Genomic DNA, 19,710 nt, shown 5'->3' with positions numbered 1-19,710 from the left:
GGTCGCGTGACGCGCATGATCGCGATCGGAGTGGCGGTGCTGGCGCTCATCGCGGCTGGGCTGCCCGCGGGATACGCCCATGCCGACCCGCAGGCATGCGTTCCGGGGGATCCGGCCCGGCCGCAAGCCGAGCTCTTCGCCACAAACAACACCGCGATCATCACCGATCCCGCGGATGGACGTCTGCACGACCCACTTGATGACTTCTCGCTGCAAGTGAGCGCGATGACCGTCCAGAATCTCGTTCTCCCCGTGCGATCGACACCGGTCGACGGTGTGTACTGGTCCCAGGACAACAACCGCATGACATACGAGCGTTCGCGTGCCTTCGAACTTGCCTGCGTGGACCGCGATGATCTGCAACGCATCGGTGAACAGGTACGTCGACAGTACGGTCAGGAATCGGTGCTCACCTTCGAATACCTGCAGGCCGGGGATGCCGGGATAAATGCGGTGGCCGTGGAGGTTCCGGGCATCGATCGGGTGCGGTTCCACGACGCGCTGACCGCGGACACCGCTGCGCGCGAGGCGCTGGTCGGCGGGTCCGTCACCGAAGATAACTGGTTGATGCTGATCGCGGACGTCAACGATGTCGACATCGCCCGGCGCCTGGTCCATGCTGCCGGTGGCAGCTGGCAGAACGCCACTATCCAATACGGAAAGCGTGAGTTCGTGGGGGCGCCCCAGTAGCGGTTCATTGCATCTGTTCAGCGGGCCGAGAGCACCCTGTACAGGCACGATTTCGTCGGGGGCGGCACCGCGGTTCGTTCCTTCGGAAGGGATAAGGCCCTGGGAGAGTTCGTGTTCCATATCGGGTGCCAAGCGGATTCCACGGCAACTGGGTTCCGAGTGCCGGCTGAGGCATTCCGCTAAGGAGTTACCACGTATCGACGACGGCTCTGCGTGGCGGCAGCGGCTCCCGCGTGGCCGCGGCGAAAGTCGATGCGACGAGCGACCGCGTATCGGCAGGGTCGATCACGTCGTCGATCTCGAATATCTGAGCGGCGTTGAGCGCCTTGGCATTCTCTTGCGCAGCGGCGGTGGCCTGACGCACGGCCTCTTCGCGAGCGGCCTCATCGGGAATCGCCTCCAGCTCCTTGCGCAGCCCCAGACGCACCGCGCCTTCCAGGCCCATGGGACCGAGATGCGCACCCGGCCACGCCACCGTCAGCAGCGGTTCGTGCAGACTGCCACCGGTCATGGCCTGCGCGCCGAGGCCATACCCGCGACGCAGGATGACCGCGACCAGCGGCACTCGCAATGCCGCGCCGGCAACGAGCATGCGCGACGCGCGCCGCACCAACGCATCCGCCTCCGCGGCGGGACCCACCATGTATCCAGGACAGTCGACCAGCGAGAGCACCGGCAGCTCGAATGCGTCGCACAGCTGCAGGAAGCGCGCGGCCTTATCGGATGCGGCGGCCGTGATTGCTCCGGCCATCACCATGGAGTTGTTGGCGAGCACGCCAATGGCTCGGCCCTCGATGCGCGCGAGCGCTGTCACCATCTCGGGAGCGAACTTCTCTCGCAGGAACGTCACCGAGCCTTCATCGGCAAGCGTTTCGATGATGGGTGCTACCGGATATGCGCGTCGCGCGCGCTCGGGAATCATTGTCCGCAAGACGGTTTGGTCGGCTTCTGATCCGGGATCTACCGAACCCTGGAAGTAGCCGAGAAGCCGTTTGGCGACGGCGACGGCCTGCTCTTCATCCTCCACGACCACATCGACGACACCATTGGGCGACTGGACCGACAGCGGTCCCACCTCATCCGGAGGCACGTCGCCGAGTCCTCCGCCCGCGATCATTGCCGGACCACCCATACCGATGGATGTGTCCTTGGTTGCCACGATCAGATCCGAGCATCCCGCGATCACGGCATTGCCGGCGAAGCACCGGCCCTTGACCACCGAGATCCGCGGCACGACCCCCGATAGCGCCGCCCACAACTTGAATGCGCGGACATCGAGCATCGAGACCACGGGGTAATCGGTGTCGCCGGGACGTCCGCCGCCACCCTCGGAGAAGAAGACCGTCGGCAGCTTCATGCGCTCGATGAGATCGAAGAGCCTGTCCTTCTTCTGGTGTCCGAGCGCACCCTGCGTTCCGGCCAGCACGGTGTAGTCATAGGACAGCACGGCACACGGATTGCCGTTGATTCGTGCGGTCCCGGCCACCAGACCATCGGCGGGTGTGCGGGCGATCAGATCGGCGACCTCCCGCCGCCCGCGTTGGGCGGCGATAGCGAAGCGCCCGTACTCCACGAACGAGCCGTCATCGACCAGGTCGGCGATGTTCTCACGAGCGGTGCGCCCGTCAGCGGCGTGACGACGTGCAACCGCGTCGGGCCGAGCCGCATCTTCGGTGAGCGCACGCCTCCTCAGTAGCTCCAGGTGGTCATCGCGCAATGGTTCGTCAGCCATGGTCCGGACTCTTCCACAGACCCCGGAAAGTCTGCGGGAACTTTTCCTCACCATGATTCGACCACTCCACCGGTGCCCCCTGTGGGCTAGGCGGTCAAAGGAGATATGCAGTGAAGTTGGTCACCATGCTGGGGATGCCCGGGGAAGCTCTCCGGGTCTCGCGTGACGAGTGGCAAGAATCGCTGACGGATGTGGTGCGCGAATCATTCGCGTTCCATGTCGAGCGCAACGGTTTCTACCGCGCCCAGTGTGAGGCCGTCGGCCTTACCCCGAGTGACATTCGCGAGTCGGCTGACCTGCATCGCATACCCCTGCTTCCGGTCAGCATGTTCAAACAGGCTGGGGCGCATGTGCTCATGAGCTGCGGGCTCGAGGATGTCGAGATCGAGATCCGGTCGACGGGCACGAGCGGCGTGCCGTCGGTGGCGCGGCGCGATTCGACGACGGTGACCCGGGCATCGGTCGGAATCTTCGGTGGTTACCGCGACTTCTTCGGTATCTCGCAGGGAGCGGGTCTGTTCCTATGCCCGTCCACCGCCGAGGTGCCCGAGATGGGGATGGTCAAGATCTTCAATCTCCTTACCGGGATGCTCGACGACCACCGCTACATCGTGCGCGAATACTCCTTCGACCCCGAGGAGGCGTTGGCGCAGCTACGGAGCTGGGAGGGGAGGATGACCAGGCACCTCATCGGCCCGCCGTTCATCATCGCTCGGTTCCTTAAATACCTGGAGCTGGAGGAAATTCCGCTCGCGCTCGACCCTGAATCGATGATCATCATGCTGGGCGGCTGGAAGCAGTACACGGGCAACTCCATCAGCCGAGAAGACTTCAACGAGAAGGCGCAACGAGTGCTGGGCATCGACCGCACTCGCATCCGCGACATGTACGGGATGATCGAGTCGAACATGCTCGCCATCGAATGCGAGCATCAGCGCAAGCATGTGCCGCCGTGGTGCTACATCTCGATCCGGGACGTCACCGATGCCTCCGTCGAGCTGGAGCCCGGAAAGACCGGTGGGATAGCGATCCTCGACGCACTGAACACCGCATACCCGGGATTCCTGCTCTCCGACGATATCGGTGAGGTGGACGAGGGGGACTGCCCGTGCGGCCGCACCGGTCAGACGGTGAAGTTCCGGCGGCGCCGCCAGGGCGCCGAATTGGGCTGCTGCGCCGTGAGTATCGAAAAGTACATCGACTCAAGGGAAGTCGTCGCCGAGTGCCAGCTGGTGGAGACCGGGGCGGGCGTCTAGTGCCCCGGTTCAGTCCGATGGTGGTCGACCACTTCACCAACCCCCGCAACTCGGGCCGCCTGACGCAGGCCGATGTCACCGCGTTCATCGGGAACCCGGTGTGCGGGGACCAGATCCTGCTGAGCGCACTCATCCGGGACGAAGCCATCAGCCAGATCGGATTCGAAGCATACGGATGCTCGGCCTCGCTGGCCGTGGCGTCCATTCTCACCGAGCGTCTCACCGGGATGCCGGTGGAAACGATCGCGACCATCGAGGCGACCCAGGTGGCCGAATGGTCGGGAGGCCTCTCGCCGGAACAGCAGCACGTCGCCGCCCTCGGAGCTGACGTCGCTCAACGTCTAGCCAACAACTACCGCAACGGAATCCACGAAGATGTCAGCACCGTCCCTGGTTCTTAACCCACCATGTCCATCCGCGGAAGTGGTCCCGTCGGAGATCTACCTGGACTACGCAGCCACGGCACCCCTGCATCCGCGTGCGGCGCAGGCCATGGAGGACGGCCACCGGCTGGTCGGTAATCCGTCGAGCCGCCACGGCGCCGGCCGTGAGGCCGCTGACGCATTGACGGATGCACGGCAGACCATCGCGCTGATGTTCGAGGCCGACGCCGATGAGGTGGTTTTGACCGCCGGCGGTAGTGAGGCGAACACCCTGGCGCTGTGGGGAACCTTTGCAGCGGTGGGATTTCGGGGCCATCTGGTGACGTCTTCCATTGAACATCCCGCGGTCCTCGCGAATGCCCAGGCGCTGCAAGACCTGGGCGTCGAGGTGACCTTCGTGGATCCGGCCCCGTCGGGACATGTCGATTCCGAGGCGGTGGCGCGTGCGCTGCGCCCCGACACCGCGCTGGTCTCGGTGATGCACGCCAACAACGAGACCGGCGCCATCCAGCCCATCCGGGCGATCGCCGATATCGCGGTGCAATCGGCTGCCGCGTTCCACGTCGACGCCGTACACACCGCAGGCAAGCTCGACCTGACAAGTGTTGGTGCCACGATGATCTCGGTGTCGGCGCATAAGTTTGGTGGCCCGCGCGGAATGGGCGCACTGCTGGTGCGGCGCGGGCATCGGCTGCTGCCGGTGATGCGCGGTGGGCCTCAGGAGAACCGGCTGCGCGCAGGTACGGAAAACGTGCCCGGAGCACTCGGTATGGCCGCCGCGGTCGATGTGTGTCTACGTAAGACGTCGATGGGTTATCGGCTGGGAATGCGAGACCGACGCGAGCAGCTGCTCGATGGGTTGCGCGCGGTGGGCGGTGTCCATCTGAACGTGGCCGAACCGGTACTGGAGGAGACCATCAGCGTGCGCTTCGACGGTATCCGTGCCGACACCCTCGCCGACGATCTCGATATGCACGGGATCTACGTGTCCACCGGATCGGCCTGTCATGCCGGAGAAGACTCGGTTTCGCATGTGCTGCAGGCGATGCGGCTGACCGAAGATCAGGCGCGCGGTACCGTGCGCTTCTCTCTGGGCCCGGGCGTGTCACCCGAGGATGTCGACAGAGTCATCGCGGTCACCAGCAGGGCGGTAAAGAGATTGCGTGCCATGGCGGGCGGAATTGTCCGATGATCGTCGCCGTCAAGAACCTTGTCGCGGAGCGTGCCCGGTTCGTCCTTTCGGTTATCGGGGTCGCTGTCGCGGTTATCCTGGTGCTGGTGATGTCCGGCATCTTCGTCGGCACCACGAATCAGGTGACCACCTACATCGACCACTCCAAGGGGGCGGTGTGGGTGGTTCAGCCGGGTGTCTCCCAGATGTTTCGCGCTGTGTCGTGGCTGCCCGCTGATGGTAGGGACCGGTTGCTGAAGGTCCCCGGCGTGCGATCGGCGGATCCGATTCTCGGCCTGCCATCCGATTTCGTGCACGATGGCGGACATACCGCGTACTTCGTCGTCGGATACGACACGGCCACCGGTGTGGGTGGCCCGTGGTCGTTGTCGGAGGGCCGCAATGTGTCTGGTTCCGGCGAGGTCGTACTGGACCGGGTGCTGGCCAAGAAGAACAAGATCCATGTCGGTGACACGGTGCAGCTCGTCGACGGTGATTTCACGGTGGTGGGGTTGTCCAACCAGACAGCCGCTGTGGGCAACTTCTACGCGTTCATTTCCTTGCCGGACGCGGCTCACCTGCTGCGGGCGGGAAGTCGTGTGTCCTACTTCCTTGTTCAGCCTGCCGATGGGTTCACCGCGGACCAGGTAGCGGGTGCCGTCCGAGAGGCGGCGCCGGGTATGGATGCGCTCACCTCGGACACCTTCGCCGAGAACAGCCGAGCAATTGTCATCTCGATGATCGGGCGGCCGCTGAAGACAATGATCGGGATCGCGGCACTGGTCGGGGTGGCACTTGTGGGTTTGACGGTTCTCGCGGTGACCACCGAGCAGATGAGTGATTTCGGAGTGCTGCGCGCGCTGGGTGTTCGGCCGGCACAGTTGTGCCGCACCGTGATTACCCAGGCCGCGCTGATCGCCGGGCTCGGATACCTGGTGGGTGCGGGAGTCACCTACGGGGTGCAGTTCCTGGTGAAAGATCGGTTGGGAGACGTCACTGTGGAGGTAACTCCCACCATGCTGGCCGCCATGGCTGCGGCCACCGGCATCATGGCGATCATCGGATCGCTGATCCCGGTCCGGCGGGTAACACGTATCGATCCCGCTCAGGCGTTCCGGAGGTGAGCGCGATGAACAGCTCTGAAAGCCCAAGCATGTCAAATGATCCCGTGCTGCAGCTGGAGGGCATCGAGCACCAGTATGGAACCGGCGATGCGGCGGTGCGTGCACTCCGGGGCCTGGATCTGACGGTGAAACCGGGTGAGGTAGTGCTGGTCGTCGGCCCATCGGGTGGTGGCAAGACCACTGCGCTCTTGGTCATGGGGCTACTACTGACCCCGCGGTCGGGGACAGTCAGGATCGGTGGCCAGGACGTCGGCGAACTCGATGAGCGGGAACGTGCGCGTCTTCGACTGCGATATCTCGGGTTTCTGTTCCAGGAGTACAACCTGCTTAATGCGTTGACGAGTGCGGAGAATGTGGCGCTGCCGTTGCGCTATGCCGGGGTCGGGAAGGACGCCGCCATGTCGCGGGCTCGGGAGCTGCTGGCCGAGCTCGGATTGGCGCATCGGACCAATCATCGTCCGTCGGCGCTCTCGGGTGGAGAGAAACAACGAGTCGCCGCGGCGCGTGCATTGGTGGCGCGCCCCGGTCTGGTCCTCGCCGACGAGCCGACGGCGAACCTGGATTCGGCCACCGGTAAGAAGGTGGCCGAGCAGCTCGCGGACGCGGCGAGAACTCAAGGGGCAGCGGTGGTGATCGTGACCCACGATCTGCGTCTCACGGATATCGCCGATCGGGCGCTGCATCTCGAAGACGGCGTGCTGCTGGAGAAGGAGAACCAATGACCGAAATCGCAGTGCTTCCCAGTGATATGGACGTTATCGATGCGCTCCGGGACTCCCTGACCAAGCTGCTGCCTCCGGAGGATCTGGCGCTTGTCGATCTAGATGCCGTCGATGCCAACACGCCACTGCTCAGCCTCCCCATCGACTCCGTGGTGTTGATGGCGCTGATGAACGACCTAGAAGACAGATTCACGGCGTTCATTCCGGAAGAGGAAGCGTTCGCGTTCACGGTGGTGGGTGATATCGGAACGTTCATCCGGCAGCGACTCCGTGATAAGGCGATACGCCGCGAACAGGCATGAGCGCTCACTCGATTCGTCAGCATGTGAAGGCGAATGCTCCGGCCATGGTGTCCGGTGCGATCGACTACGTCACCTTGTTGCGATCCGATCTGGAGCAGATCGACTTCTATGACTCGCGTACCCACCTGTACACGCTGGCGGGAGTGAATCTGGTTCGTACCATCCGGATTCGCGCGGCGGCATTGCGAGCTCGAGGCCTTGGGCGCGGCGATCGGGTGGCGATGATCGCCGCGAGCGACGAGGAGTACCTCACTACATTGCTAGCTGTGCTGCTGTTGGGCGCGGTACCGTGCGCAATTGCACCGCCGCCGACCCCTTCGCGACCGGAATCCGCGGGCGTGGCACACCTACGTGCGGCGCTGGGAGTGCTGAGCCCGGCAATGGTCATCACGCAACCGCGGGTGGCGGTGGCCATCGCGCACCCGGTCGTCGTGACGTATAACGAGCTGACCGACCCCGATCCGATGGATTGGTCGCTGGGTTCGCACCCCGACCCCGGCGACATCCACCACATCCAGCTCACCTCCGGCTCTACGTCGGCGCCGAAGGCGGTGCTGTTGACTCACGGCAATGTGGTGCACAATTCCAGCGCAATCGCGTACGGGACAAGGGTATTACGGGGTCGGGATCGGGTGTTCAGTTGGCTGCCGCTGTACCACGATATGGGTTTCATCCAGGTGCTGGCCGCGCTTCTCTACGGCCTGCGGGTCGGGGTGATGACCCCGATGGGGTTCCTACGAGATCCGCTGTCCTGGATACGACATATGACCCATCACGGGTCGACCCACACCGCGGGCCCACCATTCGCATATCGGGCCGTCTCTGACGCGATCACGCGCGGTGGCGCGTCGGCCGATATCGACTTGTCTGGTCTTCGTCACGCCTACGTCGGTGCCGAACCCATTCCGTACACGGTGTTGCGTGACGCCACCGAACGGCTGGCGCCGCTGGGGATGCGGACAGATGTACTGGTCCCGTGTTACGGGATGGCCGAGACGGTGCTCGCGACAACCGTTGCACTGCAGCCGTGTTCATCGGATTCGTCATCCTTCGGCAGGGTGCGCGCCTGGAGGCACCCGGATGACGATCAGCCCGCCGTGTCGTGCGGGCAGGTCGTCGATGGCCTGCAGTTGCGGATCAGTGCGCCCGATGGCAAGCCGTTGTCCGACGGTGCCGTGGGCGATATTCAGGTGAGTGGGCCGTCGGTGATGCTGGGCTACTTGACCCCGGAGGGAGGGGTCGCCGCCCCCGAGGACGGATGGCACGACACCGGGGACCGAGGGTTTCTCACCGATGGTGAACTGTTTGTAGTGGGCCGCCGCAAGGAGATGCTCATCGTGCGTGGGCGCAATTTCCCGCCATACGACGTCGAACGGGAGATCGACCGGATATCCGGCGCCGGAGGGGTTTCCGTTGTCTTCTCGCTGCTCGACGAACAGCGGGCTCGCGAGTCGTTGATCGCTGTCGTCGGAACCAGGGTGGCGGCGGATGAGTATGAGGAGCTTCGCACGCGGATAACCAGTGGCGTCCGTGCGGCCTTCGGGTTCTCCCTTGACGAGGTCGTGGTGGTGCCGGCCCGAACGATTCCGCTGACCACAAGCGGAAAACGTCAGCGGCTCAAGGTGCGCGAGCAGTATCGGGCCGGGCTCCTCGTTCCCGTGGGGGGTTGACGTGCGGCACATGTGGGATGCGGTGGTGATTGGCGCTGGGCAGGCGGGGCTCGCCGCTGCAACAGCACTGACGGACAGGGGATTACGTCCGATCGTCCTGGAGTCGGGTTCCGAATCCGGTGGTGCGTGGAAGCACTACTACGACAGTCTGACGTTGTTCAGCCCGGCCCGATACTCCGGCGTGGTGGGCAGGCCCTTCCCCGGTGACCCCGATCGCTACCCGCGGCGTGATGAGGTAATTGGATATCTGAGCGACTACGCGGCGCGGCTCGACGTAGAGGTGCGGTCGTATTCCCGAGTGACACGAGTCGGCAGGAAGGCGGCCGAATACACGGTGACCGCCGACGGCGGCGACGCATTCGTCGCGCCGATCGTTATCTCGGCGACGGGCACCCACGGAAATCCCTACACGCCGGTTATTTCCGGGGCAGAGACCTACCGCGGTCGTCTGCTGCATGCCGGGCAGTACCGCGATGCAGCATCGTTCGCCGGTGAGCGGGTGGTGGTGGTTGGGGCGGGAAACTCGGCCGTGCAGATCGCGGTGGAACTCGCGGATACGGCGACGGTCACGCTCGCTACGCGTGGACGTCTGCGTCTCGTACCTCAACGCCCGTTCGGGCTAGACATGCATTTCTGGTACACACGAACGGGTCTCGATACCGCCCCGGTGGGGTCTTGGCTGCCGCGTCGACCGACCGCCCCAGTGTTCGACGACGGTCGCTACCGTGCGGCATTCAACGCGGGTCGTCCCGATTGCCGAAAGATGTTCACGCGCCTGCTTGGCGATGGGGTGGTGTGGGCCGACGGCAGCACCGAATCTGTGGATGCGATCGTGTGGGCGACGGGATACCGCCCGAACGTCGACTACCTTGTTGGCCTTGGCGCGCTGGATGCGTCAGGTGTTCCGCGGCACCGCAATGGTGTGTCGACGACTCATCAAGGGTTGGGTTACGTCGGACTGGAATGGCAACGGTCGTTGTCGTCGGCGACGCTGCGTGGGGTCGGCAGAGACGCCGCATTTGTCATCGATCATCTTCTACGGCAACGGGATACCGCTCATAGCGTTCGGTCTAGTCCAAATAACGCTGCGCCATTGCGGTAGAGGACACCGCGCACCCAGTCGTCGTCGACACCGGGGATTTCCCGCAGCGCGGTGATCGCCTCGGCATACCCGTAGGGGATGTTGGGGAAGTCGCTGCCGAAGAGGATCTTGTGGCCCAGGTCCCTAAGCCGCGGGAAGTCGGATTCCGGAAACGGTGCCCTCTCGTTGGAGAACGTGGTGAAGGCCATCGTGGTGTCGAGACGCACCTCGTCATGCTGCGCACAGATGTCGAGGAAATCGGCGTACTCGGGCATGCCCATATGCGCGATGATCAGGCGTAGTTGCGGGAACTTTCTCAGCAGCGCCCGGATTGGCTCAGGCCCGGTGAATTCGCCCGGCGCCGGACCGGAGCCGCAATGGATCACCACGGGAAGTCCGGCGCCCTCGATGAGACCCCATACCGGAGCGAGTAGTGGATCGGTGGGGGAGAAGGCCCCGACCTGAATGTGGACCTTGAAGATGCCCGCGCCCGCCTCGATCGCCTCGCGCACGTAGTCGACGGCATTGGGTTCGGGAAAGAAGGTGGCGGTGTGAATGCAGTCCGGAGTCTGGGCGGCGAACTGGGCGGCCCACTGGTTCAGCCAGGCTGCCATCTGCGGTTTGTGGGCATAGATCAATGAGGTGAAGCGGAGCACCCCAAACTGTCGCAGCGTCGTGACCCGCTCGGACTCCTCGGCGCGATACGTGATCGGCCAGGACCGACCGACCAGCGGCCCCACCGAGTCGAAATAGGCCCACACCTTGTCCATGACGGGTTTGGGCATGAAGTGGGTGTGCACGTCCACAATCCCCGGGACGCCTAGCTCCTGCCAGATCTGTCTGACGGGCGCTGGGTCGAAAGCTGATTCGGGCATACGCCTATCTATATCAATCGATCCGGGGGAAGCAGCCATGGCCTAATACCCCCTAGGGGTACTTGCCAAGGGTGCTGACCGCTGCTACGTTCAACTTGTCAGATACCCCTAGGGGGTATAGAAAGGAATGGACGAATGTCGACAACGGAAACGTACGACTGGAACCTCAAGGGCGACTGGTTCGATGTGTGCAGCTGCAAGCTGCCCTGCCCGTGCAGCTTCGCGCAGGAACCCACACACGGAGACTGCCTGTTCACCTTGGTGTGGCATATCAGCGAAGGCCATTGGGGCGATGTCGATTTGAGCGGCCTGGGCGTGGTGGCTCAAGGCGAGTTCAAGGGGAACATGTGGATCGGTGATCCGGACGCGACCATGAAGCTGATGTTCTACATCGACGAGGACGCTGATGCCCGCCAGCGCATCGCGCTCGAACGCATCTTCACTGGTAAAGAGGGCGGCTGGCCTGCCGAGTTCGCAAGCCTCATCGAGGAGCTGCGCGGTATCGAATACGTGCCGATCAACTTCAGTAAGGCCGATGATCTCGCGAGTTGGAGCGCGCAGATCCCCGGCAAGGTGGATCTGCACGTTGAGGCCTTGACCGGTCCGACCGCCGACCCCAGCCGCCGCGTGACTACCGCGAACGCGCCCGGGGCTGAAGTCGGGCCAGGCCAGATCGCGACGTGGGGAGTGGTCAAGAAGGATCATTCCGTGGGATTCGAATGGTCGCACGAGCATCGCGGCGATTCGAGTAAGCACTTCCCGTTCGACTGGCGTCCCGACGGCAAGGTTGAGGCTGTGTCGGAGGAAATGGCGTCGGCTCAGCAGGGCGGATGCTGCTGCTCGAACTGAGCGAAGTCGGACCGCGCCCGGGAATGAACCCGGGTGTGGTCCGACTTCGATAGTTAGGTGAACATCGACCTGACAGGCAAGACGGCGTTGGTTACCGGATCCACGCAGGGCATCGGACTGGAGATCGTGCGGCAGCTCGCCGCCAGTGGTGCGCGGGCCGTGGTCAATGGACGGTCCCAGGAACGTGTCGACGCGGCAATCGCCGACCTGGGGCATGACAGCGGCAATGGCACAGTGATCGGCTTAGCCGCCGACGTGACCACGGCGGTCGGTGTGGAGGTGCTGCGCGCGCAGCTCCCCGAGATTGACATCCTGGTCAACAACCTGGGCATCTTCGGCACCACCCCGGCGCGCGAGATCACCGATGAACAGTGGCGGACCTACTTCGAGGTGAACGTGATCTCCGCCGCGCGCCTTATCCGCTCCTACCTACCCGGAATGATCGATCGCGGATGGGGCCGCATCATCCAGATCGCCAGCGACTCCGCAATTGTCATCCCGCAGGAGATGATCCACTACGGCGTCTCCAAGACTGCGTTGTTGGGGTTGACTCGCGGATTCGCGAAGGACGCGGCGGGTTCGGGAGTCACCGTGAATTCGGTCATCGCCGGACCCACGCACACTGCGGGTGTGGAGGACTTCGTCTATGAGCTCGTCGACAAGTCGCTGCCCTGGGATGAGGCGCAGCGGGAGTTCATGACGAAGCACCGGCCGCAGTCGCTGTTGCAGCGCCTGATCGAGCCGCGGGAGATCGCCAATCTGGTCGCATACCTCAGTTCCCCCTTGGCCTCTGCCACTACTGGCGCGGCGGTTCGCGCCGATGGCGGATACGTGGATTCGATCCTGCCTTAGTGGCCGGTGGGCCTTGCGGAGAGCTGTTCGTCGGTATCCAGGACGGTGACGAGGGTGCGTACCCACCATCGACGTTGTTGTCGGTGGTGGGTTGCATCTGGTTCGGGGATGCCCGCGCTGCGGCGAAATGCCGCCCCGTAAGCAGATTCGGTGGCAAGCGCCTGATGTAAGGCGGCGACGGCAAGACGGGTATCGGTGCGCGAAGGTCGGCGACCGTGGGATGGCATCCGGGCTGCGTGGAGGGTGTCTACGACGGGGTCGAGAAGACCGGCGCCGCCATCGCGCCACCCCGCGGCGTGAAGGGCGATCGCCAACTCGCCGTAACCGTCTTCGTAGACATCGGCGATGGAGTCCACGAGCTCGGACACCTGTGCTCCACGGCTGACCCAGTCGTGGGTGGCGTGCTCGATCGCGGCGCGGATCCGGCTACCGCCGTGCTGCAGCAGTGCCACGAGCAGACCGTCGCGGCTCTTGAAGTGGTGGGTGATACCCGCGTCGGTCATGCCGATTCGGGTGGCGACGGCGCGTACCTCGACCGCATGCGGACCACCCTCGACCAGTAACTCCTCGGCAGCTTTGAGTATCAATGACTTTGCCTCATCGGGACGTCGGCGCGTTCGAGGCTGGCTCACACTGAAAGTCTACCTTGACTGCTCAATGCAACAGGACTATACCTTGACATTGCAAGGTATAGCGCATCGAAAAGGAGGCCAGTGATGCTGACGTTCGAGGAGAAACTGCCCGGTGTCGACAACGACATCTCGTTGGTGCCGCTCTTTAGAGGCGTGTGGCGGGTGGCTCCGTACGTGATCCTGCCCAACACCCCGGCCGGCACACGCGTTGTCATCGAAATCCCGGAAGGCAGGATGGAGGGGCGTGGGATCAGCGCGCAGACCCTGGGTGGCGCGAATGCCGACTGGTTCGTTATCGGGCCGGACGGAACCGGCACGGCAGATTATCGGGGAACCATGCAGACCGCCGACGGGGCGGCGATCTACGTCCACGGCCACGGTCGCTGTGACATGGCAGCAGGCTTTGCGGCCGGAGCGGTCTTGCGAGGGCACGCACATTTCGAGACCGGCAGCGACCAGTACCGCTGGTTGAACAAGATTCACGCGGTGTTCCGCGGTGTCGTCATTGGTGACGGCTCCTCGGGCGACGGTATCTACTACGACGAATACTTCGAAGTGCGCTGATGTCGGTTCGGCTCAACGGGCCCCGTCCCGGCCACAAGAAAAGGGCCACTTCCGTAGGCTGATTCGGAAGTGGCCCTTGTCCTTTCGGCGGGCTTAGTTAATGCCGCCGATGTACTGGCCGCTGGGGGGCGAGGTGTAGCGCATCTGCGGTCCGGAGTTGTTCATCGAGTACTGGCCGGTGCCCAGCCGGGCGTGGTCCCGGTTGTTGCCCCCGGGGCCGTCATTGCCGGCGCCTGCGACAGCGGAGACAGGTGCGGCGGCCAGCTCGATGGCGGCGTAGGTGGGCACCAGGATTGCGAGACCGATACCAGCGGCGGCGACAGCGCGACGGAGGTTGGTGGAGATTGCCTGCGAGGCGGCGCTAATAGTGGTCATTTCGTCTGCGCTCCAATACTTTTGAACATCTTCTTGCGATGCTTCTAATAACGTGAGCGCGATCCGTTGCCATCCTGAACGGCCTGTGATATGTCAGTCAGCCCGGCCCGGAATAATCGCGGAGACGGGGCTGTTCGATAAAGCAGGACAACCGAATACGCCAAACGCGGACTCCCACGGCCTTATGACCGGGTTGAGTCCGCGTTCGCGTATTCGGTTGGATTCAGTTGTGGGTGGGGCAGGAGATGTCGACGTACACCGTCGAGAAGGCGGTGGCGCCACGCAGGCCCTCGATACCCGTCACCACACATTGGGAAAGCGGCGCGTCGGCGATGCCATTCAGCTGGACTGTGTAGCCCTGCGCCTGTAGCCGGTCGACGGTGTCGGAGGCGGAGGATCCGCTACCCCCGGCTGCGGAGGCCTGCGCGGTGAAGGCGAACGAGGCCACGGCCATCGCTGCGAGCGCGGCCAGCGCCACCAGGAACGAAACTGCCGACCGGACGGCCGATTGTGCGAATGGGGCGATGCGGGTGTTCATGGCAGTTTCCTTAGTGTCAAGAGAAGGTCATCAAAAGTTCTAATGCTTAAAAGAACCCCAAACCATTAGGAGGTCCTTCCTCTGCACTGTTAGATAGGCCACATGGTTACAAGTGGCTTTATCCATTAGGCGAGATATGGTCGAAGCTTGGATACAAGCACGTCGAGCACGATCGCCGCCATCCTGGGGGAACCACTTCCCGTGGAGCTGATGAACACCGTTCGCGGTGGTCGCGGGGAGGTGCGGGACGCCCTGGATGGTGATGTCGCGGTGCACGCGTGGCTCAACGCGATGGCGGAACGCATCCTCGCCGAATCGGGTGCGCAGACCATCAGGTTCCCGTTGGAGGATGCGCGTATCGTTGCCGGTGACCTGCGGGCGCTGCGTGACGCGCTACGGTGCCTGGCGTCCGAAGTCACCGAGGATCCGCGACCCCCGACATCCGGTACTGCACATGCCCAGGCCGTCGCCACCATCAATACGCTCGCGCGCATCCGGGCCGAGCTGGTGTGGCCCGTGGACGGGGAGCCGACGAGAACCGTGACGGCGCGCGGATCGCAGGCACGGTTGACCGTGGGGCTAATCGCTCGTCAGGCGGTCGATTTCTTTGGTGGTCAGGGACGTCATCAGCTGCGCGCGTGCCTTGCTTCGCACTGCGTCTTGTACTTCGTCAAGGAGCACCCCCGGCGGGAATGGTGCACCCCGAAATGCGGTAACCGAGCCCGGGTCAAGCGGCACTATGACCGCCAAAGTCCGGCGGGTTCCTAGCGTTCAGCCGTTATCGGCGACCGCGCGCCGTCTATCCAGGTACACCTTGGCGGCCGTCGCGACGGCGGGGAGGGTCGACAAGATGGCGATCACCAGGATGATGATGTCCAGGTGCTCCCCGACGAACGCGATATTGCCCAGGAAATAGCCGACCGTCGTCAGGCCGATGCCCCATGCGGTGCTGCCAATAGCGTTGTACAGCAAAAATATTGGATAGCGCATGCCGGACATGCCGGCGATCACCGGGGTGAAGGTGCGAACCACACCGATGAACTGTGCGACGAGAAGCGTCTTGGGTCCGTGTTTGTCGAAGAACTCGCGAGAAGCCGTCAAATACCGCTGTTTGAAGAAGCGCGCATCTTCCTTCTTGAACAATGCCGGGCCCAGTCGACGTCCGATGAAGTAACCGCATTGACTGCCCAGCAGGGCGGCCACGGCGGCGCAGGGCGCCAGCACCTGGATCGAAATCGGGGAATTCGGCTGAGCGGCAATCAGTCCAGCGGAAAACAACAGGGTGTCACCGGGCAGGAAGGGGAAGAGTAGCCCGGTTTCGATGAAGACGATGATCATGACCCCGGCCAGGACGGCGCCCCCGAACAGCCCGCCTTCGCCAAGCCAGTACATCGGATCCATGACGTCCGCCGGCGCCAGACCCATGTCCATGGCTGGAAGCTAGCCACGGAACATTGCTGGACAGGAAACAACACGAGAACCCCGTCTGGCGCACTCGCGCTTGGCGGGCAATCCCGTATGACGGGTACGCGGCAACCGGGTGAACAATCTCGACGTGACCTCGTCTATTGGGGCGATACGGAGATCCTCCGAATACCGTGACGATCCAGAGATACTCGGAATATCGTGACGATCACAGGAGCATCGCTCAAGGGAGCTAGATATGGTCCGGACCACATTCAGTGTCGCGACGTTCAATATGTACAACCTGCAGGACGCAAAGGCCAAGCTGTACGCGACGACCAAGCCGTGGACGCCCGAGGAGTTCAAGTGCAAGACCGAGTGGGCGGCATGGCAATTGGGGACGGTTGGCGCCGACGTGATCGGGATGCAGGAGGTGTGGAGTAAGAGCGCTCTGGAGGCCGTCCTCGCGGTGGATCCGAAGGGACTGGCCGACGAGTACGACGTGCTGGCCACCCCGGCCGTCGGAACCTCGATCACCTGTGCGGCCCTGGTGCGCAAGGGCCTGCTCATCGGAAAACCCAAGTGGATCAACGACTTCCCGAAGGCCGTGCGGCTTGAGTCCAGGGATGATCCCGCTGATCCGCAGGCGCCCGTCATCGACGTCTCGATCACGAGCTTTTCGCGGCCCGTGTTGAACTTTCAGGTCCAGCTACGTGACGACGAGCCGGCCACGGAAGTCTTTGTGGTGCACCTTAAATCCAAGCTTCCCACGCAGATCAGTAGGGAATCCTGGTATAAGAAGTCCTCGGCGACGTATCGGCCACATCAGCAGGCACTGGGTGACGGGATCTCGACCATCCGCCGAACCGCTGAGGCGGTGGCCGTGCGGATCCTCCTCAACGGGGTCATGCGAGATACGGAGACCCCGGTCATCGTGCTCGGCGATATGAACGACGGCAAGGAGAGCAACACCGCGAACATCCTTACTGCGCAGCCGCGCTACCTTGTCGGAGATTCGCAGGGCGGCAGCGACTTTGGACTCTATTCAGCCCAGACGCTGCAAGAGTACCGAGACACGCGCGACGTGTACTACACCCACGTGCATCAAGATCTGCGGGAATCTCTCGACCATGTGCTGGTTAGCGAGCAGTTCTACGACCACAGCCGTAAGCGGGTGTGGCTCTTTGATGGGCTGCTGATCAACAACGATCACCTCAACTTCGAGAATCACCGGGAGACCGGTACTGGGGACCACGGCATCGTCAGGGTGAGCTTCAAACATGACCCGGCGAAATGACCTTTTAGGACACGCTCAGCACTCGCCGATCGCCGAGTGGGCTCTGCAGTGGCACGGCCAGACTGCCCTGTAGGGCGATGAGGATGCACATCTTGTCGACGGCTTCCGGCGGCGTGCCACCGCGCAGTGCGATCTCCACCGCGTCATCGGTCTCGTGAACGGTCGCGTGCACGCCATGGCATTGCGGAGTACCGCTGGTGAAGTACACGATCACCGCATTGCCGTCTGGGGAACGACTCCAGATGTCGAATGGCACCGGACGGCTGTCGACGATACGTGGGTCGTCCTCGAAAACCGTTGCCCCGTCCATCGGGGGATTCTCGGACGGGGTTGAGGTTGCGGTGGCGCCGGGGGTATCGGCTGCCGCGGTGGGTGTGTCGAGCCCGCGGTCGCCGCAACCCGCAAGCAGAACAAGGGACAAGACCGTCATCGCCACCGCACGCATGCTCTCAAGGTAGGCGCACGCCAGGCTATTTTGCGATCGGCAGCGACAACAGCGCGCGTACCTCCTCGTCGGAGACCTGGTGAAAGTCCTGGTAGGCATCGCCCACCGCGAGGAATCGGGTGGGAGAGGACGCAACGACGAAATCGTCGACAAGGGAATCGAATCGACCAAACGCCGACCGTGGCGCGACGGGAACAGCCGCTATCACCCGTGCGGGCGCCCTCTTTCTGATCGCCAGTAGCGCCACGCGCAGCGTCGCACCGGTGGCAATCCCGTCGTCGACCAGAATGACTGTCTTACCTTCGATTTCGGTGCGGCAGTGATTCCGATAGGCATGCTCACGACGGGCGAGCTCGAGGCGCTCGTGGGTGGCCACGTCTTCGAGTTGTTCGGGGGTGATTCCCATCATGCGCACGATGTTCTCGTCGATAACCACTTGGCCCCCGCTGGCGATGGCGCCCATCGCGTACTCCTCGTGTCCGGGGACCCCGAGCTTGCGCACGACTAGCGCCTCAAGGGGGGCTCTCAAGGCTGTCGCGATCTCCCGCCCCACCGGTATTCCTCCACGCGGTAACGCGAGGACCACCACATCCTGCATCGTGTAGGGCGCAAGGATGCTCGCCAGTACGCGGCCGGCGTCCTGGCGATCATTGAACATCCGATATATGCGTGACATGGGACCGTCTCGGAGTGCTTCTCCGAATGCCTCCATCTTCCAACCGGGATGGCGTGCTGACAACAGCTGCGTCCTGGACGGCCTCGAACAGTGTGGCGCGGACGGTAGACACCGAATGAGGAAGCCACACGGCCTGAACGGGAACCAATGGGGGATCGACGATCTCGACTACCCGTACGTTGCCGTGGTAAACGTCCCCCGGGTCGTCGGTGACGAACGCGCAATGGTCTGGGTGTGCGAGCACCGCGGTGTACGGAGGCGTGCCCTGCACCGGATTGACCAGCAGTCGTGGTTCGAAACCACTTCGCCGGCAATGTGAAACCAACAGGTCCGTGTAGAACGAATGGCGGGGTGGGGCCCACACCACTATGGGAAACTCGGCGATTTCGGTGATGTCGATGCGATCACGGGTCGCGAGGCTGTGGGACTGCACCACGGCGATACGGAGCGGCTGATAGAGGAGAGTGTCGGTGGCCAAATCGGCGGGCATATCGACCCCGCGGCGGAGCGCCAGGTCGAGCGAGCCATCGAGCAGGCCGTCGTGCATGGCATCGGGAAAGACCTGCCGAACGGTGATTGACATCGATGGGTCGGCGATGACAGCGGGTTCGATAAGGCGATAGACCTCGTCACTCGATATTGCCGGGGAGTGGGCGATGACAAACGCGGGTTGTGGATGTGTCGCATTCCGCGTTGCGTTGGCCAACACTCGGATTCCCGCGAGCAGCGGCTTGGCACCGGTGTACAGCTCGCGGCCTGATTCGGTCAGTTGCAGGCTGCGCTGTGCCCGAGAGAACAGCGCCACACCGAGATCGCGTTCGAGCTGGCGGATCGCGGAGGAAAGCGCCTGCTGCGTGATGAAGAGCTCGCTGGCCGCAGCGGCGAGTGTGGGTGCCTCCGCGGCCACCACGAACTGAAACAATCGCCGGGAATCCAGTAAGTCAGCTAGCGAACTGCTCTCTCTCGCCTCGTTCATCTGCAAATACAACTCCTATTTGTGTGTATACAAGAATTATATGGTTTTTCCTTGTGTTATCTAAACCTACGATTTCGAGGAGAGACATGGGTAACC

General features: G+C 63.3%; 23 protein-coding genes. 14 read left to right on the top strand and 9 right to left on the bottom strand.

Annotated elements, in window-relative coordinates:
• The first annotated feature begins 6 nt into the window (after positions 1-6).
• Positions 7-690, top strand: coding sequence for a hypothetical protein (locus tag MLB1_RS09700; protein ID WP_180749425.1), 684 nt, complete (start codon positions 7-9; stop codon positions 688-690).
• Between the two features lie 187 nt (positions 691-877).
• On the opposite strand, the gene MLB1_RS09695 is transcribed toward MLB1_RS09700, so the two are convergent.
• The gene (locus tag MLB1_RS09695; RefSeq protein ID WP_180749424.1) at positions 878-2,422 is read right to left on the bottom strand and encodes a carboxyl transferase domain-containing protein; all 1,545 of its coding nucleotides are present in this window, start codon (positions 2,420-2,422) and stop codon (positions 878-880) included.
• A 110-nt stretch (positions 2,423-2,532) separates the two neighbouring features.
• Here MLB1_RS09695 and MLB1_RS09690 point away from each other — a divergent pair, with 110 nt between their 5' ends.
• Genes MLB1_RS09690 through MLB1_RS09655 form a run of 8 tightly spaced genes read left to right on the top strand, consistent with a single transcriptional unit; the run spans position 2,533 to position 10,152 of the window.
• Complete coding sequence (locus tag MLB1_RS09690) at positions 2,533-3,678, top strand: acyl-protein synthetase (RefSeq protein WP_180749423.1); 1,146 nt, start codon at positions 2,533-2,535, stop codon at positions 3,676-3,678.
• Positions 3,678-4,079 (top strand): iron-sulfur cluster assembly scaffold protein, encoded by a 402-nt coding sequence (locus tag MLB1_RS09685; protein ID WP_180749422.1) that lies wholly within the window; start codon positions 3,678-3,680, stop codon positions 4,077-4,079. Before MLB1_RS09690 ends, MLB1_RS09685 begins: the two co-directional genes overlap by 1 nt.
• Positions 4,054-5,253, top strand: coding sequence for a cysteine desulfurase family protein (locus MLB1_RS09680; protein WP_180749421.1), 1,200 nt, complete (start codon positions 4,054-4,056; stop codon positions 5,251-5,253). The genes MLB1_RS09685 and MLB1_RS09680 overlap by 26 nt, the downstream gene beginning before the upstream one ends.
• Positions 5,250-6,356, top strand: a complete 1,107-nt coding sequence (locus tag MLB1_RS09675; RefSeq protein ID WP_180749420.1) for an ABC transporter permease — start codon at positions 5,250-5,252, stop codon at positions 6,354-6,356. The genes MLB1_RS09680 and MLB1_RS09675 overlap by 4 nt, the downstream gene beginning before the upstream one ends.
• A 29-nt stretch (positions 6,357-6,385) precedes the next feature.
• Entirely contained in the window at positions 6,386-7,078 is a 693-nt protein-coding gene (locus tag MLB1_RS09670) for an ABC transporter ATP-binding protein (RefSeq protein WP_371750580.1), read from the top strand.
• On the top strand, positions 7,075-7,380 hold the full coding sequence (locus MLB1_RS09665; protein ID WP_180749418.1) for an acyl carrier protein: 306 nt from the start codon (positions 7,075-7,077) through the stop codon (positions 7,378-7,380). Before MLB1_RS09670 ends, MLB1_RS09665 begins: the two co-directional genes overlap by 4 nt.
• 23 nt (positions 7,381-7,403) lie before the next feature.
• Complete coding sequence (locus tag MLB1_RS09660) at positions 7,404-9,050, top strand: AMP-binding protein (RefSeq protein WP_180749797.1); 1,647 nt, start codon at positions 7,404-7,406, stop codon at positions 9,048-9,050.
• Positions 9,051-9,060: 10 nt separating this feature from the next.
• A complete protein-coding gene (locus tag MLB1_RS09655) occupies positions 9,061-10,152 on the top strand; it encodes an NAD(P)-binding domain-containing protein (RefSeq protein WP_180749796.1) in 1,092 nt (363 codons plus the stop codon).
• On the opposite strand, the gene MLB1_RS09650 is transcribed toward MLB1_RS09655, so the two are convergent.
• Entirely contained in the window at positions 10,107-11,006 is a 900-nt protein-coding gene (locus MLB1_RS09650) for an amidohydrolase family protein (protein ID WP_180749417.1), read from the bottom strand. The genes MLB1_RS09655 and MLB1_RS09650 overlap by 46 nt on opposite strands.
• A 135-nt stretch (positions 11,007-11,141) precedes the next feature.
• On the opposite strand from MLB1_RS09650, the gene MLB1_RS09645 reads away from it, so the two are divergent.
• Complete coding sequence (locus MLB1_RS09645; RefSeq protein ID WP_180749416.1) at positions 11,142-11,855, top strand: DUF1326 domain-containing protein; 714 nt, start codon at positions 11,142-11,144, stop codon at positions 11,853-11,855.
• A gap of 57 nt (positions 11,856-11,912) precedes the next feature.
• Positions 11,913-12,707: an SDR family oxidoreductase gene (locus MLB1_RS09640; protein ID WP_180749415.1), complete on the top strand. Its 795-nt coding sequence runs from the start codon at positions 11,913-11,915 to the stop codon at positions 12,705-12,707.
• On the opposite strand, the gene MLB1_RS09635 is transcribed toward MLB1_RS09640, so the two are convergent.
• Positions 12,704-13,339, bottom strand: a complete 636-nt coding sequence (locus MLB1_RS09635; RefSeq protein ID WP_180749414.1) for a TetR family transcriptional regulator — start codon at positions 13,337-13,339, stop codon at positions 12,704-12,706. The two genes, MLB1_RS09640 and MLB1_RS09635, sit on opposite strands and share 4 nt — an antisense overlap.
• Before the next feature lie 84 nt (positions 13,340-13,423).
• Between MLB1_RS09635 and MLB1_RS09630 the strand changes: the two genes are divergently transcribed.
• A complete protein-coding gene (locus tag MLB1_RS09630; protein WP_180749413.1) occupies positions 13,424-13,903 on the top strand; it encodes a DUF3237 domain-containing protein in 480 nt (159 codons plus the stop codon).
• Between the two features lie 93 nt (positions 13,904-13,996).
• On the opposite strand, the gene MLB1_RS09625 is transcribed toward MLB1_RS09630, so the two are convergent.
• Both MLB1_RS09625 and MLB1_RS09620 read right to left on the bottom strand, forming a co-directional pair.
• Positions 13,997-14,278: a hypothetical protein gene (locus MLB1_RS09625; RefSeq protein ID WP_180749412.1), complete on the bottom strand. Its 282-nt coding sequence runs from the start codon at positions 14,276-14,278 to the stop codon at positions 13,997-13,999.
• 223 nt (positions 14,279-14,501) lie between these two features.
• Positions 14,502-14,816, bottom strand: coding sequence for a hypothetical protein (locus tag MLB1_RS09620; RefSeq protein ID WP_180749411.1), 315 nt, complete (start codon positions 14,814-14,816; stop codon positions 14,502-14,504).
• A gap of 147 nt (positions 14,817-14,963) precedes the next feature.
• Here MLB1_RS09620 and MLB1_RS09615 point away from each other — a divergent pair, with 147 nt between their 5' ends.
• Positions 14,964-15,584: a CGNR zinc finger domain-containing protein gene (locus MLB1_RS09615; protein WP_180749410.1), complete on the top strand. Its 621-nt coding sequence runs from the start codon at positions 14,964-14,966 to the stop codon at positions 15,582-15,584.
• A gap of 3 nt (positions 15,585-15,587) precedes the next feature.
• On the opposite strand, the gene MLB1_RS09610 is transcribed toward MLB1_RS09615, so the two are convergent.
• Entirely contained in the window at positions 15,588-16,247 is a 660-nt protein-coding gene (locus MLB1_RS09610) for a DedA family protein (RefSeq protein ID WP_180749409.1), read from the bottom strand.
• Between the two features lie 232 nt (positions 16,248-16,479).
• Here MLB1_RS09610 and MLB1_RS09605 point away from each other — a divergent pair, with 232 nt between their 5' ends.
• Complete coding sequence (locus MLB1_RS09605) at positions 16,480-17,517, top strand: endonuclease/exonuclease/phosphatase family protein (RefSeq protein ID WP_180749408.1); 1,038 nt, start codon at positions 16,480-16,482, stop codon at positions 17,515-17,517.
• 4 nt (positions 17,518-17,521) lie between these two features.
• Here the strand turns inward: MLB1_RS09605 and MLB1_RS09600 are convergent, their stop codons facing one another.
• Genes MLB1_RS09600 through MLB1_RS09590 form a run of 3 tightly spaced genes read right to left on the bottom strand, consistent with a single transcriptional unit; the run spans position 17,522 to position 19,614 of the window.
• Positions 17,522-17,962, bottom strand: a complete 441-nt coding sequence (locus MLB1_RS09600) for a hypothetical protein (protein ID WP_180749407.1) — start codon at positions 17,960-17,962, stop codon at positions 17,522-17,524.
• A 25-nt stretch (positions 17,963-17,987) separates the two neighbouring features.
• Positions 17,988-18,620 carry a phosphoribosyltransferase gene (locus tag MLB1_RS09595; protein ID WP_180749795.1) on the bottom strand — a complete coding sequence of 211 codons (633 nt, stop codon included), beginning with the start codon at positions 18,618-18,620 and terminating at the stop codon, positions 17,988-17,990.
• The gene (locus MLB1_RS09590) at positions 18,610-19,614 is read right to left on the bottom strand and encodes a LysR family transcriptional regulator (RefSeq protein WP_180749406.1); all 1,005 of its coding nucleotides are present in this window, start codon (positions 19,612-19,614) and stop codon (positions 18,610-18,612) included. Before MLB1_RS09590 ends, MLB1_RS09595 begins: the two co-directional genes overlap by 11 nt.
• Positions 19,615-19,710: the final 96 nt, after the last annotated feature.

Origin of the sequence: Mycobacteroides sp. LB1 (genome assembly GCF_013449725.1) — a bacterium.
Taxonomy (GTDB): Bacteria; Actinomycetota; Actinomycetes; order Mycobacteriales; family Mycobacteriaceae; genus Mycobacterium.
Note: the sequence above shows the minus strand (reverse complement) of the source record. Positions and strands in the feature narration are given on the sequence as shown.

What these genes read in the sequence shown, in the direction of transcription:
- MLB1_RS09695 (WP_180749424.1), bottom strand. Translation starts at nt 2,422, where the DNA reads ATGGCTGACGAACCATTGCGCGATGACCACCTGGAGCTACTGAGGAGG.
- MLB1_RS09680 (WP_180749421.1), top strand. Translation starts at nt 4,054, where the DNA reads ATGTCAGCACCGTCCCTGGTTCTTAACCCACCATGTCCATCCGCGGAA.
- MLB1_RS09675 (WP_180749420.1), top strand. Translation starts at nt 5,250, where the DNA reads ATGATCGTCGCCGTCAAGAACCTTGTCGCGGAGCGTGCCCGGTTCGTC.
- MLB1_RS09670 (WP_371750580.1), top strand. Translation starts at nt 6,386, where the DNA reads ATGTCAAATGATCCCGTGCTGCAGCTGGAGGGCATCGAGCACCAGTAT.
- MLB1_RS09665 (WP_180749418.1), top strand. Translation starts at nt 7,075, where the DNA reads ATGACCGAAATCGCAGTGCTTCCCAGTGATATGGACGTTATCGATGCG.
- MLB1_RS09655 (WP_180749796.1), top strand. Translation starts at nt 9,061, where the DNA reads ATGTGGGATGCGGTGGTGATTGGCGCTGGGCAGGCGGGGCTCGCCGCT.
- MLB1_RS09650 (WP_180749417.1), bottom strand. Translation starts at nt 11,006, where the DNA reads ATGCCCGAATCAGCTTTCGACCCAGCGCCCGTCAGACAGATCTGGCAG.
- MLB1_RS09645 (WP_180749416.1), top strand. Translation starts at nt 11,142, where the DNA reads ATGTCGACAACGGAAACGTACGACTGGAACCTCAAGGGCGACTGGTTC.
- MLB1_RS09630 (WP_180749413.1), top strand. Translation starts at nt 13,424, where the DNA reads ATGCTGACGTTCGAGGAGAAACTGCCCGGTGTCGACAACGACATCTCG.
- MLB1_RS09625 (WP_180749412.1), bottom strand. Translation starts at nt 14,278, where the DNA reads ATGACCACTATTAGCGCCGCCTCGCAGGCAATCTCCACCAACCTCCGT.
- MLB1_RS09620 (WP_180749411.1), bottom strand. Translation starts at nt 14,816, where the DNA reads ATGAACACCCGCATCGCCCCATTCGCACAATCGGCCGTCCGGTCGGCA.
- MLB1_RS09610 (WP_180749409.1), bottom strand. Translation starts at nt 16,247, where the DNA reads ATGGACATGGGTCTGGCGCCGGCGGACGTCATGGATCCGATGTACTGG.
- MLB1_RS09605 (WP_180749408.1), top strand. Translation starts at nt 16,480, where the DNA reads ATGGTCCGGACCACATTCAGTGTCGCGACGTTCAATATGTACAACCTG.
- MLB1_RS09600 (WP_180749407.1), bottom strand. Translation starts at nt 17,962, where the DNA reads ATGCGTGCGGTGGCGATGACGGTCTTGTCCCTTGTTCTGCTTGCGGGT.
- MLB1_RS09595 (WP_180749795.1), bottom strand. Translation starts at nt 18,620, where the DNA reads ATGTTCAATGATCGCCAGGACGCCGGCCGCGTACTGGCGAGCATCCTT.
- MLB1_RS09590 (WP_180749406.1), bottom strand. Translation starts at nt 19,614, where the DNA reads ATGAACGAGGCGAGAGAGAGCAGTTCGCTAGCTGACTTACTGGATTCC.